At 56.6% G+C, this 15,444-nt stretch carries 11 protein-coding genes; 8 read left to right on the top strand and 3 right to left on the bottom strand.

Translation table 11 applies throughout. From position 1 onward, the window contains the following. Window positions 1-135: 135 nt before the first annotated feature. The 3 genes from Q4606_RS13725 to Q4606_RS13715 form a co-directional block, all read right to left on the bottom strand. A complete protein-coding gene (locus Q4606_RS13725; protein ID WP_303607867.1) occupies window positions 136-1,497 on the bottom strand; it encodes a DUF1329 domain-containing protein in 1,362 nt (453 codons plus the stop codon). A gap of 34 nt (window positions 1,498-1,531) precedes the next feature. Next, a complete protein-coding gene (locus Q4606_RS13720) occupies window positions 1,532-3,421 on the bottom strand; it encodes a DUF1302 domain-containing protein (protein ID WP_303595205.1) in 1,890 nt (629 codons plus the stop codon). An 84-nt stretch (window positions 3,422-3,505) separates the two neighbouring features. After that, on the bottom strand, window positions 3,506-5,254 hold the full coding sequence (locus Q4606_RS13715; protein ID WP_303607866.1) for a thiamine pyrophosphate-binding protein: 1,749 nt from the start codon (window positions 5,252-5,254) through the stop codon (window positions 3,506-3,508). Window positions 5,255-5,391: 137 nt separating this feature from the next. On the opposite strand from Q4606_RS13715, the gene Q4606_RS13710 reads away from it, so the two are divergent. The 8 genes from Q4606_RS13710 to Q4606_RS13675 all read left to right on the top strand — a co-directional run bounded on the left by Q4606_RS13710 (window position 5,392) and on the right by Q4606_RS13675 (window position 15,439). Then, window positions 5,392-6,399 (top strand): AraC family transcriptional regulator, encoded by a 1,008-nt coding sequence (locus Q4606_RS13710; protein ID WP_303607865.1) that lies wholly within the window; start codon window positions 5,392-5,394, stop codon window positions 6,397-6,399. A 274-nt stretch (window positions 6,400-6,673) separates the two neighbouring features. Next, window positions 6,674-7,975: an NAD(P)/FAD-dependent oxidoreductase gene (locus Q4606_RS13705; RefSeq protein ID WP_303607864.1), complete on the top strand. Its 1,302-nt coding sequence runs from the start codon at window positions 6,674-6,676 to the stop codon at window positions 7,973-7,975. Between the two features lie 6 nt (window positions 7,976-7,981). Then, window positions 7,982-8,896, top strand: a complete 915-nt coding sequence (locus tag Q4606_RS13700) for a bile acid:sodium symporter family protein (protein WP_303595211.1) — start codon at window positions 7,982-7,984, stop codon at window positions 8,894-8,896. Further along, window positions 8,874-9,842, top strand: coding sequence for an SDR family oxidoreductase (locus Q4606_RS13695; protein WP_303607863.1), 969 nt, complete (start codon window positions 8,874-8,876; stop codon window positions 9,840-9,842). Before Q4606_RS13700 ends, Q4606_RS13695 begins: the two co-directional genes overlap by 23 nt. Further along, a complete protein-coding gene (locus tag Q4606_RS13690) occupies window positions 9,839-10,675 on the top strand; it encodes an SDR family oxidoreductase (protein ID WP_303607862.1) in 837 nt (278 codons plus the stop codon). The genes Q4606_RS13695 and Q4606_RS13690 overlap by 4 nt, the downstream gene beginning before the upstream one ends. Then, on the top strand, window positions 10,668-11,399 hold the full coding sequence (locus Q4606_RS13685; RefSeq protein WP_303607861.1) for a sulfite exporter TauE/SafE family protein: 732 nt from the start codon (window positions 10,668-10,670) through the stop codon (window positions 11,397-11,399). Before Q4606_RS13690 ends, Q4606_RS13685 begins: the two co-directional genes overlap by 8 nt. Window positions 11,400-11,465: 66 nt before the next feature. Further along, window positions 11,466-13,178 carry a VRR-NUC domain-containing protein gene (locus Q4606_RS13680; protein ID WP_368502316.1) on the top strand — a complete coding sequence of 571 codons (1,713 nt, stop codon included), beginning with the start codon at window positions 11,466-11,468 and terminating at the stop codon, window positions 13,176-13,178. Continuing rightward, window positions 13,175-15,439: an ATP-dependent DNA helicase gene (locus tag Q4606_RS13675; protein ID WP_303607860.1), complete on the top strand. Its 2,265-nt coding sequence runs from the start codon at window positions 13,175-13,177 to the stop codon at window positions 15,437-15,439. The genes Q4606_RS13680 and Q4606_RS13675 overlap by 4 nt, the downstream gene beginning before the upstream one ends. The last annotated feature ends 5 nt before the right edge of the window (window positions 15,440-15,444 follow it).

Genomic DNA, 15,444 nt, shown 5'->3' with positions numbered 1-15,444 from the left:
CTATGAAAAGTACAACGCCAGACGCCTTGGCTAGGGCGATAAAAAGTTCCAGGCACTGCTGTAATCCCCCCGAAAACAGCGGTGATCAAAAGTAGAATTTTCCGCTGTAACGGGGGAGAACCCGGAATTCACGACTTAACGAGTACCCGCGCGACGCAAAGCAGCAGGTGTGAAGTCACGGGACATACGCTCAACATCAAAAGTGAATGGGTTGGCTTCCTCGTTCGTCAAGCCCAGCACCAGGTAGCGACCAGACAGCAGATCGTAGAGGGTTTCGATCGCATACCAGGGGATCGCCTGATCGTAAAACTGCATGCTGTGTGCTTCAGCAACGCGCCAGAGCTCTCCTCGCCCGTCGTAGTGATCAATGATCGATGCCTGCCAGGAGTCTTCATCTATGTATAGATCTCGCTTGGCATAGACATGGCGCTCGCCGTCCTTCAAGGTTGCGCGCACATGCCATACCCGATGCAGCTCATAGCGAGTCAGTTCCTGGTTGATGTGGCCAGCCCTGACGATGTCGTCATAATTCAGGTCCTGATCGACCAACTGGTAGGAGTTGTATGGGATGTACATTTCCTTCTTGCCAACCAACTCCCAGTTGTAGCGGTCAGGTGCGCCGTTGAACATGTCGAAGTTGTCTGAGGTGCGCAGGCCGTCTGACGCAGTACCCGGGCCATCATAGGCTACCTGCGGTGCACGACGAACCCGGCGCTGGCCGGCGTTGTAGATCCATGCACTACGCGGCTCTTTAACCTGATCAATGGTCTCGTGGACCAGCAGGACGTTACCGGCCAGACGCGCCGGTGCGGTAATAGCCTGTTTGAAATAGAACAGCACGTTTTCAGCCTGCCCGGGCTCGTAATCCTTCAGATAGGTTTTCCACGTCAGTTCGTCCTGGAACTTCACCACGCTATAGGCGCCATTTTCCGTCGGAGCCACCTGCCCGGAGTTACGCTGAATGGAACCACCGCGGTAACGGGTGATGTGGTTCCATATGGCTTCAAGGCCATTCTGAGGAATGGGGAAAGGCGTCGCCGTCTCATAGTTACCCAGGCCATTTCCGTCTTTGATCAGCTCTGTGGTGGTGGCGTTCGCAACGGTATCGCTCATGACCTTTTCCGGGTACACGGCGGAACGATGCGTTTTATACACTGGAATGACGTAATCGCTGTAGCGATTGATCATGGCAATCTGGCCGGGAGACAGCTTGTCTGCGTACTCCTCCACGTTGCTCTGATCAATGGTAAAGAGCCGTTTCTCGTCCAGGAACGGATTCACGTAGACACCGTCGTCTTTATAGCCAGCAGGTGGCGTTGCCAGGCCGCCGTCCCAGGCTGGAATTTCATTTCCGTTGCCCGCTTTCTCGGCGCCCATTGGGGTGAGCGAGTCACCGAGTTTGGCCGCTTCTTCTTCAGAAACGGCGCCAAAAGCGTTACCAGCAAACAGGTTTGCGACCATAATGCCGGTGGCCAACAAATGCTTGTTCAATTTCATTTCAAATGTCCTCGTTCAACGAATTCAGTCTGAGTCAGAATGAGTAGGAAATGCTCGCATTCACGAAATCACGGTCTGTTAATTCGTTAAACGGTTTGCCACCAAAGAAGTTTGTATAGCCGATGGAGCCTGTTATGCGGTTCTGGTACACACCCTGTAGGGACAGGCCAATGGCCTTGCTGCCTTCTTTGAAGTTGCCGCCAGGTTGCGGCGCATAACCTTCAACATCGTGGCTCCAGGCCAGTTGCGGAGAAAGGTTGATGCCAGCAATGGCGTTCGGATAATTCCAGATCAGGCGGGTCCTGTAGCCCCAGGAGAAGGATGTGGTAAAACCATCGTTGTTACAGTAGGTGGAATTGATGTTAGCGCCGGCGGTACAGAAGTCTCCGGTGAAGTTTGGCCCCTCCAGCGGCAAGGTGCCGATGCCGAAGGTACCTGAGCGACCATAACGCGCTTCATCCTTGCCCGGGAGATCATGAACGTAGGTGGCCCCGAATTCAGTGATCAATGACAGGCGGCTGGCACCCATAACCTGATCGAAGAACTTCACCAGAGTGAACTGTGCCTGAGAAACGTTGAAACGGTCGTAGGCGTCTACTGACTTGCCTGCCAGGTTAGCGTTGTTCGATTCATCCAGGCGTTGCTGTTCCAGCTTACTGAGTACTTCGCCATTCGGCCCGCGCTGCTGCAAGCCACCGAAGATCATTTCGAAAGCACTCCACTGCAACGGCAGGTTATCCCGGAAGCTGTATTCAGCACCCAGAGACCAGCCGCCCGGTATCGTGGTGTTGATACTGATGCCATAGAGGTTGATATTCTCTGGATACTCTACGAAGTAACTCGGGAACTGCGTGAAATCCTTACTTGGGTCGTTCTGCTGGGTCGGAAGCGGGGACGACGGGTTGTTCGACACACCACTGATATATGGCAGGCGACTATTGTATTTGATGTAGTAGAAGCCGATTTCAGCATCATTCAGCTCAGGGACGTACCAGCGCAGGGCCACACCAAACTGATCCTTGGAATCCGCTTCCTGGTCCCCCAGGCGAGGGGTGATAAAGCCTTGAGCATATGCTTGCGAGTCTGGTAACTGGCCTGCAAGGAGTACAGGGCCACAACCTTCGGCAGCGAAATCGTTGGTCGAAAAGAAGGTGCCACAGTCGTCCGGGCGCACGGGTTCCCAACCTGTCTGAATGAAGCCTTCCACGGTGATGTTTTCGGTAATACCGGCTGATGCGTAGAACATCTCTACGGGAAGCAGAGCGTCTTTCAGTTCAGAACCAGGTGCACGGAAGGCTGGAACATCAACCGGGTTGATGGTGTTGATGCCGCCCTGAATGAACGTGCTCTCACCCCAGCTCACGACCTGCTTGCCATAGCGAAGGCTGACCGGCACATCGCCAAAATACCAGTCTGAAAACACGTACGCGTCGAGGATTTCACCGCCAGAGGCGTTGTCTTTTACCGCGCTGTTCAACTCGCGCCTTTGACCAACAGGGTCCACAGCCCTGTTCTCGTCTTTCAACTCAAAGTCATACCAGTATCGGCCGCGAACAAAACCGCCGACGCGAGTCAGGGTGTCGCTGTCCACGTTGTAGCTGAGGAAGAGGTCGCTGTTACCTTTGATGATCTTGGAGTAAGTGTCCCCTTTGTTGAAATTGAGGTTACCGTCATCAAAGTTGTTGGAGGACGCACCGACAGATGAGTTGGCATACTGTGGCCCAAGGTTGCCCTGTGAGATCAACCTTTTGTCCTGAGATTCGGTACGCCAGCCAGCGCCGGCCGACAGTGTGGTGTCAAAAGCGGCGTCCACGCCCCCGATATAAAAGGAATAAGCAGTTGCCTGTCCGGACATTCCCGCTGCAACAGCTACAGCCAGCGGAAGTTTGATCCACTGCTGCCATTGGTGGGTTTTTATTGTCATTGGTGGGATTCTCCATTGTTGTTATAAGTCGCTTTTCTAATTATTGGTATACACGATGTCTAGCGGCGCCATTGAGCGCTTTGATCAGCCTTGCGGTTCCTCATGCATTTTTTTGAAATGAACCAGCCCTGGTGCCCACATATGCTTCACTGGATCAACATCCACGTGAATGACACCACAGCCTCCATTTTCGAGTGCGAGGCCTATTGCCTCTCGTAGTTGCTCCACTGACGAAACACGTGCACCGAACGCCCCCATCGAACGGGCCAGTTGATCAAACTGGATTTCGCCCAAGTCTGCCTTGATGGTTTCATGTTCATCCAACTTCTTGAACAGCATGGTCTTGAGTGGTCGCAACATAAACTGTTGACTCATTTTGACCATACCCCACTGTTTATCACACAGAACAATCCAGATCACCCTGGCCTTGTTTCTTACTGCGGTTTCAACTTCCTGGGGGTGAAAACCGAAAGCACCGTCACCGATAATGCAACACACAGGTGTGTCTGGGAGCGCCACTGCCGCTCCCACCGCTTGCGCCATGCCAGCGCCCAGCATGCCAAATTTGAAAGTCGACAGAATACGGTTTGGGGTTCGAACCTTGTGATAGAACATCGCCCAGATCGCTGCATTACCGCCATCAGCTACCAGCACGCTGTCGTCCGGGAAGAGTTCGTCGCACACGGTGGCGATGTGTGCAGGGTGGATCGGCTCGGACGAATCTGCCAGCGCCTTGTTCCAACCTGACCGCTCTTTGGTCATCAGCTGTTGATAGTCAGCCACGCGCTGTTTGCGCTGCTCCAGCCCTGTCTGTTGCCGTTGCTCAAGCTCAGTAGCCAATGCAGCCAGAAACCTCCCTGCATCAGCCTGAATGGCGAGGTCTACAGGCTTGTTCAGCCCCAGAATGCTGGCATCGATATCCACCTGTATGGTTTTTTGCTCAGAAGGCGAACGCCAGTAGGGTGGTTTTCCCCACCAATCGGTTTCACCGATGCGTGAACCAAGTACAAGAACCGTATCAGCCTCGTTGCGCACCTTGTGGTTAACGTTTACATGAGGCATCGGGATGGCCAGCGAAACCGTTTCCGGCAAAACGCCACGGGCGGCCCAACTGGTTGTGACAGGAGCCTGCAGAATCCCGGCGACGCGTGCCAACGCCTCAAAGGCACCGGCGTGGATCACGCCACTACCCGCATGAATCATGGGTGCGGTGGCGCTGGTTAACCAGTCAGCTGCCTGTCGAACTTGCTCAGGGTCTGGCGGGAGGCTGGCCTGATTACGATACCGGGAGGGTGGTATTAACGCTGGCACATTCTTTTGTTTGCCATTCATGAAGTTCTCTGGAATATCCAGATGTACAACACCCGGTCGCCCTTCCCAGCAAGCGCGCAGAGCTTTGTGGGCCAGTTCCGGAACCCGCTCGAAGGCGGAAGCGCTATGGCTCCATTTGCCGATTTGCCCGATAACGCCAACCTGGTTGAAGCACTGGTAAGCGCCGCCACGGTCCGGATACATGATTCCGGGGCGTCGTGCACTGGTGATGACCAGTACACGGTTACCTTCTGCCTGCTCCACCACCAGCCCCGGCAGAATATTTGCGACACCGGGGCCGTTGCTTGCCATACAGACCCCCAGCTTTCCGGTCAGGCGTGCATAGGCACCCGCCATGTGAGCCGCACAGGATTCGTGTCTGGGAGTAACAATTTCGATACCCAGCCGATGCAGTTCCGAATAAAAACCGAAATAAGTGCCATCGATAATGCCGAATACCTTCTCTACCCCCTCTTGATGCAACATCTGCGCTAGCAGTGCGCCACCACTGGCTGTTGTCATCACACTCTCCTGTCATTGTGGACATGGGTCCGGCTTGTTGTTATGTTCAATTGACATCGGTCAGTATATATAACGGGTCTACCCAAAGACGGTTTAAACAGGACAGTAAGGCGGTAATTCGAGCCAAGAATGGCAACATGAATACAGTCAACAAGCTTTACGCCAAAGCACTGTCGCAATATGCAGAACGTGCCGGCCTGGCAATCTCCCCAACACTCCTGAAAATGGTTGATCAGCAAAGTCGCCTTCCGTTGGCGTTACTGGATCAGCTTTGGGATGCCTGCTGCCAAACCAGCAAGGATCCATTGGTCGGGCTTCGTATCGGGCTTGAGCTGCAACCTGGTCATCTCGACAGTGCGGGGCTTTTGCTGATGACCTGCACCACACTGGGTGAGGCGCTGGAGCAACTGACAGAGGTTGCTCCAATCGTTGGTGGAGGGGGTGACTTTACACTTGTGCGCCAAAAGGCTGGCAAGGCTGCGGTTCATTATCAGCCTCGTCTTGCCAAGCGCCAGGCAGAGCGCGTTGAGGCGGCGCTGGCGGCGATTCTTAATCTGGGCCGCTGGGCCAGTGGTGACAGCTTTACGGCGAGCGAATTTCGCTTCATGCACGAGCCACTGGCGTCCAGAGAGAACTACAGCAGGCTGCTGGGCGTGAAGGCCTGCTTCCAGTCAGAAAGCAACGCGCTGGTTTTTTCTGAAGAGCAGCTTGCCCTACCTCTGGTTCAGGCCAACAATAGCCTGCACACATACCTCCGGCACCTCACTGACCGTACCCTCGCCGAATTGGGGTGCCAGAGCTTAAGCGCCGAGACCCAGCGACTCATTGAACGGTATCCGCGTTGGGGTAAAGACCGTATTGCGGTGGAGATGAGCTTGAGTGGCCGACACCTCAACCGCAAGCTGGCGGAGGAGGGGTATTCGTTCAAATCCTTGCGTGACAGCACGCTGCACCGGCTGGCTCTTGAGCGTCTTCAGGGGCAGGATAAGCTTGTTGATATTGCCGACGCGCTGGGCTTCTCGGACGAAAGCGCGTTCGCCAAGGCATTCAGGCGCTGGACTGGCACCTCTCCGGCCAAGCTGCGCCGGCGGCTCTCCGACGAAGACAATCATTCACCATCGGCGCTGGATGAAGGCGCAAATTGATAAAATGAGGGGTGCCCCCTCGGTGCTATCTCATCAACCCTCGCTCCTCGGTCGTCTCCACGTACCCTGTATACAAACTGCGGACACGAACCCGATAAACCTGTCCTGCAAAGCGGGCAATTCCCGCTGGCCCGCTACCGTTTCGTAGGCAATAAGCTCCGACAGAGTCATATCATGGCTCGAATTGTCATGGTTTGTGTCCCGTCTGGTCGGGAAAACCAGTGCCTGAAACCGTAAGATGCAGGCACTTAATAATAAAAGCAGGAATACCATTATGTACGCAGTAATCGGCGCCGGTCCCATGGGCCTGGCCTGTGCCCGCAACCTTCAGAAGCAGAATATTCCTTTTACCGGATTTGAACTCCACAGCGACGTGGGCGGCCTGTGGGACATCGACAACCCCCACAGCACCATGTACGACACGGCCCATCTGATCTCTTCAAAACGGATGACGGAATTCGCAGAATTCCCCATGAAGGACTCCGTAGCCCAGTACCCCAGCCATCATGAGCTGAAATCCTATTTCCGGGACTTCGTGGACCATTTTGGCCTGCGGGAACACTACGAGTTCAGTACCCGGGTGGTCAGCGTTGAGCCGGACGGAGACCAGTGGGCCATCACTACCGAGCACGAGGGGCAAACACAGACCCGTATCTTCGATGGTGTGATGATTGCCAACGGCACCCTCCACACACCTAACATGCCGGCACTTCCTGGTGACTTTGCGGGCGAGGTGATGCATTCCGCCGACTACCGAACCCCGGAGGTCTTCAAGAACAAACGCGTGCTTATTATCGGTTGTGGCAATTCCGGGGCGGATATTGCAGTTGACGCCGTGCACCATGCTCACTCTGTGGATATGAGTCTGCGCCGGGGCTACTATTTTCTGCCCAAATTCATTAACGGTCGACCGGTCGATACCCTCGGTGGCAAGTTGAAGCTGCCCCGCCCCATTAAACAAAGGCTCGATGCCCGGCTGATGCGCATGGTGATAGGCAAGCCTTCAGACTATGGCTTACCGGACCCGGAATATCGGATGTACGAGTCTCACCCGGTGATCAACTCCCTGATTCTTCACCACCTGGGGCATGGTGACATCAAGCCTCGCAGGGCCATCGACCGGGTTGAAGGCCATACCGTGCACTTCAGCGACGGCGAGTCCGGTGACTATGACCTGATTCTGATGGCTACCGGATATCTGCTGGACTACCCCTTCATTAACAAGAAACACCTGAATTGGCCCGAGCACGAAGACGCCCCTCGGTTGTACCAGAACATGATGCACCCGGATTACGACAACCTGTTCGTTATGGGGATGATCGAGGCCACGGGCCTGGGATGGGAGGGTCGCAACCAGCAGGCCCGGCTGGCTTCCCTGTTCATCCGGGAAAAGCAGCGGGGCTCTGCTGCCGCCACCGACCTGTGCCAGAAAAAGAAAACCCGTGCCGGGGAGCGGCTGGACGGGGGCTATAATTACATCAAACTGGCCCGCATGGCCTACTATGTGAACAAAGACGCCTACTTGGACAGCCTGGCCAGGCACATCGCAGACCTCGAAACTGACAGCAAGGGGTAATGGCGTATGCAGTCGTCCATGACGGTGCAGTTTGACCCCGCCAGCCTGATTATCCTGAACCTCATTCTTGCACTGATGATGTTCGGGGTGTCCATGACCTTGAAGCCGGCAGACTTCCGGCGGGTACTCACCATACCCCGTGCGCCATTGGCCGGGCTGTTCGCCCAGTTCCTGCTGCTACCCCTGGCTACTTGCCTGTTCACCTGGTTCTTCCGCGTCGATCCGGACCTGGCGCTGGGTATGATACTGGTGGCTTCCTGCCCCGGTGGCAGCTTCTCGAATATCATGACCTGGCTGGGTAAAGGCAATGTGGCGGTGTCAGTGAGCATGTCGGCCGTCTCCAGCCTGGCGGCTACGGTGATGACTCCCTTCAACTTTGCCCTCTACGGCTGGCTTAACCCCCATACCCGGGCCTACCTACAGGAAATTACCCTGGAGCCCGGCAATATTCTGCTGCTGGTGTTACTGGTACTGGCCTTGCCGTTGCTACTGGGCATGATCACTGGCGGGCGGTTTCCGCAGCTGGCGGTACGTAGCGAGAAGCCTCTGCGCTTTATCTCGCTAATGATTTTCATGGTGTTCGTGGCGATTGCCTTCCTGAACAATATGGAGCTGTTTCTGGAGCGCTTCCATAGCTTCTTCTGGCTGGTCGTAGGGCACAACCTGTTAGCTCTGGGGCTTGGTTACGCCATGGCCCGGCTGATGAAGCTGTCAGTGCCGGATCAGCGTGCGGTTACCATGGAGGTGGGCATCCAGAACTCAGGCCTTGGGCTGGTTATCCTGTTCACCTTCTTCCCTGATGCCGGCGGCATGATGCTGATTACTGCCTTCTGGGGCGTCTGGCACCTGGTGTCCGGCCTGACCCTGTCGCAGATCTGGGCCCGGCGACCTCTTCCTCATGCAACAGAGCAATACTCCTGATCCCATGACCATAGAAAAACGGATACTCATTACCGGCGCTGCTGGCTACATCGGCCACCAGTTGGGCAACCGGCTCGCAAAGGATTATTTTGTCCTTGGCACCGACATAAGAACAAGGGATGGCCTGGATTTTCCGCTGGAAGTGCTGGATGTGCGGGACAACAAGCTCGTACTGACCCTGGCGGAATACCGGATTACCCATGTGATTCACCTGGCTTCGATACTCCAGGCTTCACCCGACCGACAACGTGATTACGACATCGACGTAAACGGCACCCGAAACCTACTGGAGGCGTGTGTCGCGGCGAAGGTGAAACATATCACCGTCACCAGCTCCGGTGCCGCATACGGTTACCATCCGGATAACCCGGCCTGGATCGATGAGGACGACCCTCTGCGGGGCAACCCGGAGTTTGCCTATTCGGACCACAAACGCCAGGTGGAGGAGCTACTGCGGAAATACCTCGATGAGCACCCGGAATTGCAACAGCTGGTGTTCCGACCTGGCACGGTACTGGGGGCTGAAACCCGCAACCAGATCACCGGCCTGTTTTTGGCGCCGCGCCTGTTAGCCATCCGGGGCAGTGACTCACCGTTCGTGTTTATCTGGGACCAGGATGTTATTGGAGCCATGGAGCAGGGCATCCGAGAGGACAAGGTTGGCCGGTACAACATGGCAGGTGACGGAGCCCTTACCATTCGGGAGATCGCCAGCCGGTTGGACAAGTCCCTGCTGACCATACCCGCGAGTGTGGCGAAAGGCGCATTGCAAGTGGCCAGGTGGCTGGGGAAACCGGTAGCCCCGGAGCAGGTCAACTTCCTCCGTTATCGACCCGTGTTGAGCAACCGCCGGTTAAAGGAGCAATTCGGCTACCGACTTCAAAAAACCTCGGCAGAGACCTTCGAGTTCTTCATCGAGCAGGCGAAAAAGGCGGGCGACCTATGAGCGTTACCCTGATCACCGGCGCTGCCAGTGGCCTGGGCTGGGCCATGGCCCAACACTGGTACCAGGCCGGCCACAATCTTGTGCTGGCGGATATAGATGCGGATGCCTTGTTGCGACGGCAAAAGGAGCTGGGCGATGACACCCGGGTGCATATCGTTACCGTGGATGTCACCCACACACCGGATCTTGAGCGATTGGTACGAGAAACCGAGGCTGCATACGGTCGTCTGGATCTGCTGGTGAATAACGCGGGCATTACTCACCGCTCCCTGGCTGCCAGCACAAAGCCGGACGTATTTCGCAAGGTTATGGCCGTTGATTGGCAGGGGCCGGTGGAGCTGACGCAGCTGGCCTTGCCCCTACTGGAGCGCAGCAAAGGTCAGATTATCTGCATAGGCTCGATGGCTGGCTGGATGCCGGTGCCAGGGCGGGCAGGATATTGTGCCGCCAAGAGTGCTCTGACCCAGTTTTTTGAGGTGTTGCGGCTGGAGCTGGAGCCCAGGGGTATTCATCTGCTCATGGTCTACCCCAGCTTTCTGGACACGCCCATAGAGCAGAGTGCCCTGGGGGCCGATGGCAACAGGGCGACCCACGCCCGTTCCACCGTTGGCAGTATGGCCAGCGCGGATGATATTGCGCAGCTGATCGCCAAGGCTCTCATCAAGCGCAAGCCCTGGTTGTTGCCAGATCGAATATCCCGCTTCGGCAGCCTTTTGTGGCGCATTGCCCCGCTGCTGTATCTTAGAGTCGTGCGCCGAAAATTCGCAGGTGATATTGCGGGCGGTGCAGAACCAGAAATCGCGACTTCACACGGGAACCCGCCACATGATTGACCCCTGGCTCTGGCTTGGCCTGGCCATATTACTTGCCTACACCATTGAAGCCATCACAGGCTTCGGTTCTATTGTTATCGCCCTGTCCCTGGGCGCCATATTCCTGCCTATTCCGGAGATGCTGCCAGTACTCGTGCCCCTGAACGTGTTCATGAGCGGCTATCTGACCTGGAAACACCGCCAGCACATCGACTGGCGCCTACTCACCGCCCTGATTCTTCCCTTGATGGTAGCTGGTACCTTTACCGGCTATGTGCTCACGCCCTGGCTGGGGACCAGTCTTCTCAAGGCGCTATTTGGCGCTCTGGTAGTGTGGTTTGCCGGCAAGGAACTCTGGCGACTGTTCGGTGGCCATGTGGCCAGGCCCCACGGCCTGATGACCAGCCGCATTCTCACCTTCGGCGCAGGCATTACCCACGGTCTGTTTGCCTCCGGCGGCCCACTGCTTGTCTATGCTCTGGCCGGTATCCAGCAAGACAAAAGCCGCACCCGCGCAACCCTCCTGGCGGTCTGGTTCACTCTGAACCTGACTCTGAGTGTGCTCTACCTGTTTGATGGCAGCCTGCTCAATAGTGCCGGTCGGCTAGTGTGGTACTTGCCCTTGCTGGTGGTTGGCGTTCTGGTAGGAGAGTTTTTCCACCAACGCCTCGACGAGACCAGGTTCCGGCAGGCCGTGTATTGTGTGTTGCTAGTCACTGGATTGCTGTTGATTGTGAGGGCTTAGGCACAGTTATACTATCTGCCAGTCGGCTCTGGGAGCCAGGGTTTGAGTAAAGAATGGTGATGATCTGTGCCTGATTCTGAAAGAGCTTGGGTTGATTTAAGGCCTAAAGCAGCACCTCTCGAAAACCCTCTGTATTACCTGAAAAACATGGAAACGGTAGTGGCCTGGGTGGCCACTCATCACGTGGATCTGCTGCTGGAGCCCGAGCGGGGCTGCCTGCGGGATTTCTTTGAACTGCCTCGCCCCTCACGGGCGCTGCTGACCCGCATGGTGATGCGCAGTGGCGATCTGTTTCGCGCTGACAAGCTGAATTACCCGGAGCTGGGAAGCCCGGAAGCTGAAGCAATGGATAAGCTGGTTACCGGTGGCTGGCTGGATACAGATCCGCTGCTGACGCTGGACGAACTTTTTCGTCTGTTCACTCTGGCGGAACTTCGCCCGGCTTTTGCGCCGGTTCTGGCACAGGCCGGGCATGGCAAAAATCTTCCGAAAGCCCGTATGCGAGAAGTTGTGCAGGACACCTTCGAAGGCCCTCTCACACTGACAGGTTGGCTCGGTCAAGGCGTTGCGCCTGTTGTACGGGTCAGGCATATGGAGCTGTTTGATCGTATCCGCCTGATGTTTTTCGGCAATCTGCGCCAGAGCTGGTCTGATTTTGTATTGGTGGAACTGGGCCATCACCGTTATGAGCCGGTGGAGTTTACCCCGGAAGCACGAGCCTTCTCGCATCGCAGCGAGGTGGATACCTACCTGGCAATGCACCACTGCCGTGAAAACCTGGATGCGGGAATGCCAGCGGCAGAGGTTTGGGCTGAGGTTCCGCCTGCTTCGGATAACGCCTGGCTGAGTAGCCGCCGTGATCGTCTGCTGCTGGAGCTGGGGCGTCAGGCGGAACGCCAGAGTGAGCGAGAGATTGCGTTGCAGGCGCTGGCGGCCAGTGGCCATCGGGAGGCCCGATTAAAACAGCTGCGGCTGCTGGAGCGGATGAAGCGCTTTAAAGAAGCCTGGGCCATCGCCACTGAATGGCGAAGTGATGAACTGAGCGACGCTGAATTTCAGGGCCTGGCACGTATACTCAAGCGGCTGGCGGTAAAAGTGGGCCAGCCGGCGCCACCGGTGCCCCAGGCCCCGGATATCCGTGAATTCGTACTGACCCTGCCGCAAACCGTTGGCTCTGTGGAGGCGGTGGTTCGGGATAACCTGTCCACACCTGAAGCTCCAGTATTCTATGTGGAAAACACCCTGATCAATGGTCTGTTCGGCTTGCTGTGCTGGCACATTATTTTTAAAGCCATACCCGGTGCATTTTTTCACCCGTTTCACACCGGGCCGGCGGATCTGGTGCGGGAGGACTTTGTCAGCCGCCGGCAAGCCGGGTTTGAAGAGTGTTTTACCGCGCTTCAGAATGGCGAATACCGGGAGAGGATTCTGGCCACCTACGCTGCCAAACAGGGCATCTCCAACCCGTTTGTGATCTGGCCGGCGCTGAATGAGGAATTGCTGGGTCTGGCACTGGATTGCATTCCTGCAACAGATCTGCAGGTTCTTTTTGAGCGCCTTTTGCTGAATATCCGCGAACATCGCAGTGGTTTCCCCGATCTTGTACGTTTTTATCCGGAGAACCCGGAGGATAAGCCCCGTTATGAAATGATCGAAGTGAAAGGCCCGGGCGACCGGTTGCAGGATCACCAGATCCGCTGGCTGCACTTCTTCGCCCGTCAGGGCATCGCCGCCAGCGTGTGCTATCTGCGTTGGCAGGATAGCGGAGCGACACTGTGAGGGTTGCGGTCAGAACCCTCTGCGAGTTTGCCGCTCGCGAAGGCGACCTGGACTTTCGTTATACGCCGGCACCCAGCGCCGAAGAGGGTATTGCGGGGCATCAGGCTATTCAGGGGAAACGTGGCTACGGTTATAAAAGCGAGTATTCACTTACCGGTGAATGCCTTGGTTTAGAGCTTTATGGCCGCGCGGACGTTTATAACCCGCATTCGGGGCTGCTGGAAGAGATTAAAACCCACCGGGGGGATCTATCCCGTATCCGGCCCCATCAGCGAGCTTTGCACCGCGCCCAGCTGCGGGCCTATGGTGCCCTGCTCTGTCGTCAGGAAAAGCGCAAAAAACTGAAGCTGTCCCTGGTCTATTTCGATATTGGCAAGAACCGTGAAACGCCGGTTACTGAAATCGCCACGGCCGATGAGCTTTGGCAGGAACTGGAAGCCTTGTGCGACCGCTACCGGCTCTGGGCGGAGCAGGAAGCCCACCACCGGGAACAGCGGGATATTCGTCTCGCCGGCCTGCGATTTCCCTTTGCGGACTTTCGCCCCCGCCAGCGTCAACTTGCGGAAACGGTTTACAAGAATACGGTTAAAGGCGGTACCTTGCTGCTGGAAGCGCCCACGGGGCTGGGCAAAACCCTGGGGACTCTGTTCCCGGCCTTGATGGCAATGCCGGCTGCGCAGCACGACCGATTGAATTATCTCACCTGCCGCAACACCGCACGGCAACTGGCGGTGGATGCCGTCGAGCGTCTGCGGGCGGCACAGGATACGCCGCAGATCTGGCCTTTACGCACTCTGGAACTGGTGGCCAAGGCCGATGCCTGTGAACACCCGGATAAAGCCTGCCACGGGGATTCCTGCCCGCTGGCCAAAGGGTTTTTTGACCGCTTGCCGGATGCTCGCGCCGAAGCGGTTCAGGCCGGCGCGACCCTCACTCAGGAGGTGTTGGCGAAGATTGCCAGCGGCCATAATATCTGCCCCTACTTTCTGGCTCAGGAAATGGCGCGCTGGTGTGATCTGGTGATTGGCGATGTAAACCGGATGTTTGATCAGTCCGCCCTGCTCCACGGCCTGACCCGGCAGAACAACTGGAAAACCGCCATTCTGGTGGATGAAGCCCACAACCTTGTGGATCGTGGTCGGGGTATGTACTCGGTTCAGCTGGACCAGCAACGGCTGTTAAAGGTGCGTACATCTGCACCCAAAGCGCTGAAATCCCATCTGGATCGAACAGCGCGGGCCTGGCAGGGTATTGTGCGTGATCACTCAGCCGTAAGTTCCGCTCCGGTGTTTCTCGATAACCTGCCTCCGGCTCTCACCGGTAGCCTGCAAGGGCTGGTATCCGGCCTTACGGATTATCTGGCGGATAACCCGCCGGATCTGGCCCTTCAGGAGCTGTTGTTTGAGTCTGTGTCTTTCATGAAACTGGCGGATTCCTTCGGCGACCATTCCCTGTGTGAATTCCGCCGCGAAGGCCGGGGCCGTGCCAGCCTGGCGATTCAGAACCTGGTGCCGGCAGATTTTTTGCGCGACCGTTTTCAGGCCGCGGCCTCTGTATTACTGTTTTCTGCCACCCTCAGCCCAGGCGTTTATTACCGGGACCTTCTGGGCCTGCCGGAAGACAGCCGGTTTACCTCATTGCCCAGCCCCTTCAGCGCTGACCAGCTAAGGGTAAAGTTCACACCGAAGATCAGTACACGTCAGGCCCACAGGGAGGCATCGGTAGCGCCCATAGCTGCGCTGATTGCGGAGCAATATAAGGCGCGCTCGGGGCACTATCTGGCGTTCTTCAGCAGCTTCAAATACCTGAACGAAGTGAGTGAAGCCTTGGGCGCGAGCGCCCCGGAGGTACCTCAGCGCTCTCAGCATTCAGGCATGAGCCAGCAACAGCGCCGGGAGTTTCTGGCGGGGTTCCGGGAAGAGAGCGGCAGCGTGGCCTTTGCCGTTTTGGGGGGTGTGTTCAGTGAAGGCATTGATCTGCCGGGGGATCAGTTGATTGGCGCCTTTGTGGCAACCCTGGGTTTACCGCCGTTTGATGCCTGGCATGAGATTCTCAAACATCGGCTGCAGCAGCGTTTTGGCGCTGGCTATGAGTACACCTATCTTATTCCGGGCTTGCAGAAAGTAGCTCAGGCTGCGGGAAGGGTGATTCGCACACCGGAGGATCAGGGTGTGATCTGGCTGATAGACGACCGCTTTTTACAGCCGCAGATTCGGGGGTTGTTACCGGGCTGGTGGTTCGGAACCGGGGCCGCTGACTAATACAG

Source organism: Marinobacter sp. 1_MG-2023, assembly GCF_030549045.1.
GTDB lineage: Bacteria > Pseudomonadota > Gammaproteobacteria > Pseudomonadales > Oleiphilaceae > Marinobacter.
Note: the sequence above shows the minus strand (reverse complement) of the source record. Positions and strands in the feature narration are given on the sequence as shown.

Bases quoted from the DNA above. Each gene is read 5' to 3' on its own strand.
- Q4606_RS13685 (WP_303607861.1), top strand. From the start codon at position 10,668: ATGATTGACCCCTGGCTCTGGCTTGGCCTGGCCATATTACTTGCCTAC.
- Q4606_RS13720 (WP_303595205.1), bottom strand. From the start codon at position 3,421: ATGACAATAAAAACCCACCAATGGCAGCAGTGGATCAAACTTCCGCTG.
- Q4606_RS13700 (WP_303595211.1), top strand. From the start codon at position 7,982: ATGCAGTCGTCCATGACGGTGCAGTTTGACCCCGCCAGCCTGATTATC.
- Q4606_RS13725 (WP_303607867.1), bottom strand. From the start codon at position 1,497: ATGAAATTGAACAAGCATTTGTTGGCCACCGGCATTATGGTCGCAAAC.
- Q4606_RS13695 (WP_303607863.1), top strand. From the start codon at position 8,874: ATGCAACAGAGCAATACTCCTGATCCCATGACCATAGAAAAACGGATA.
- Q4606_RS13705 (WP_303607864.1), top strand. From the start codon at position 6,674: ATGTACGCAGTAATCGGCGCCGGTCCCATGGGCCTGGCCTGTGCCCGC.
- Q4606_RS13715 (WP_303607866.1), bottom strand. From the start codon at position 5,254: ATGACAACAGCCAGTGGTGGCGCACTGCTAGCGCAGATGTTGCATCAA.
- Q4606_RS13710 (WP_303607865.1), top strand. From the start codon at position 5,392: ATGAATACAGTCAACAAGCTTTACGCCAAAGCACTGTCGCAATATGCA.
- Q4606_RS13690 (WP_303607862.1), top strand. From the start codon at position 9,839: ATGAGCGTTACCCTGATCACCGGCGCTGCCAGTGGCCTGGGCTGGGCC.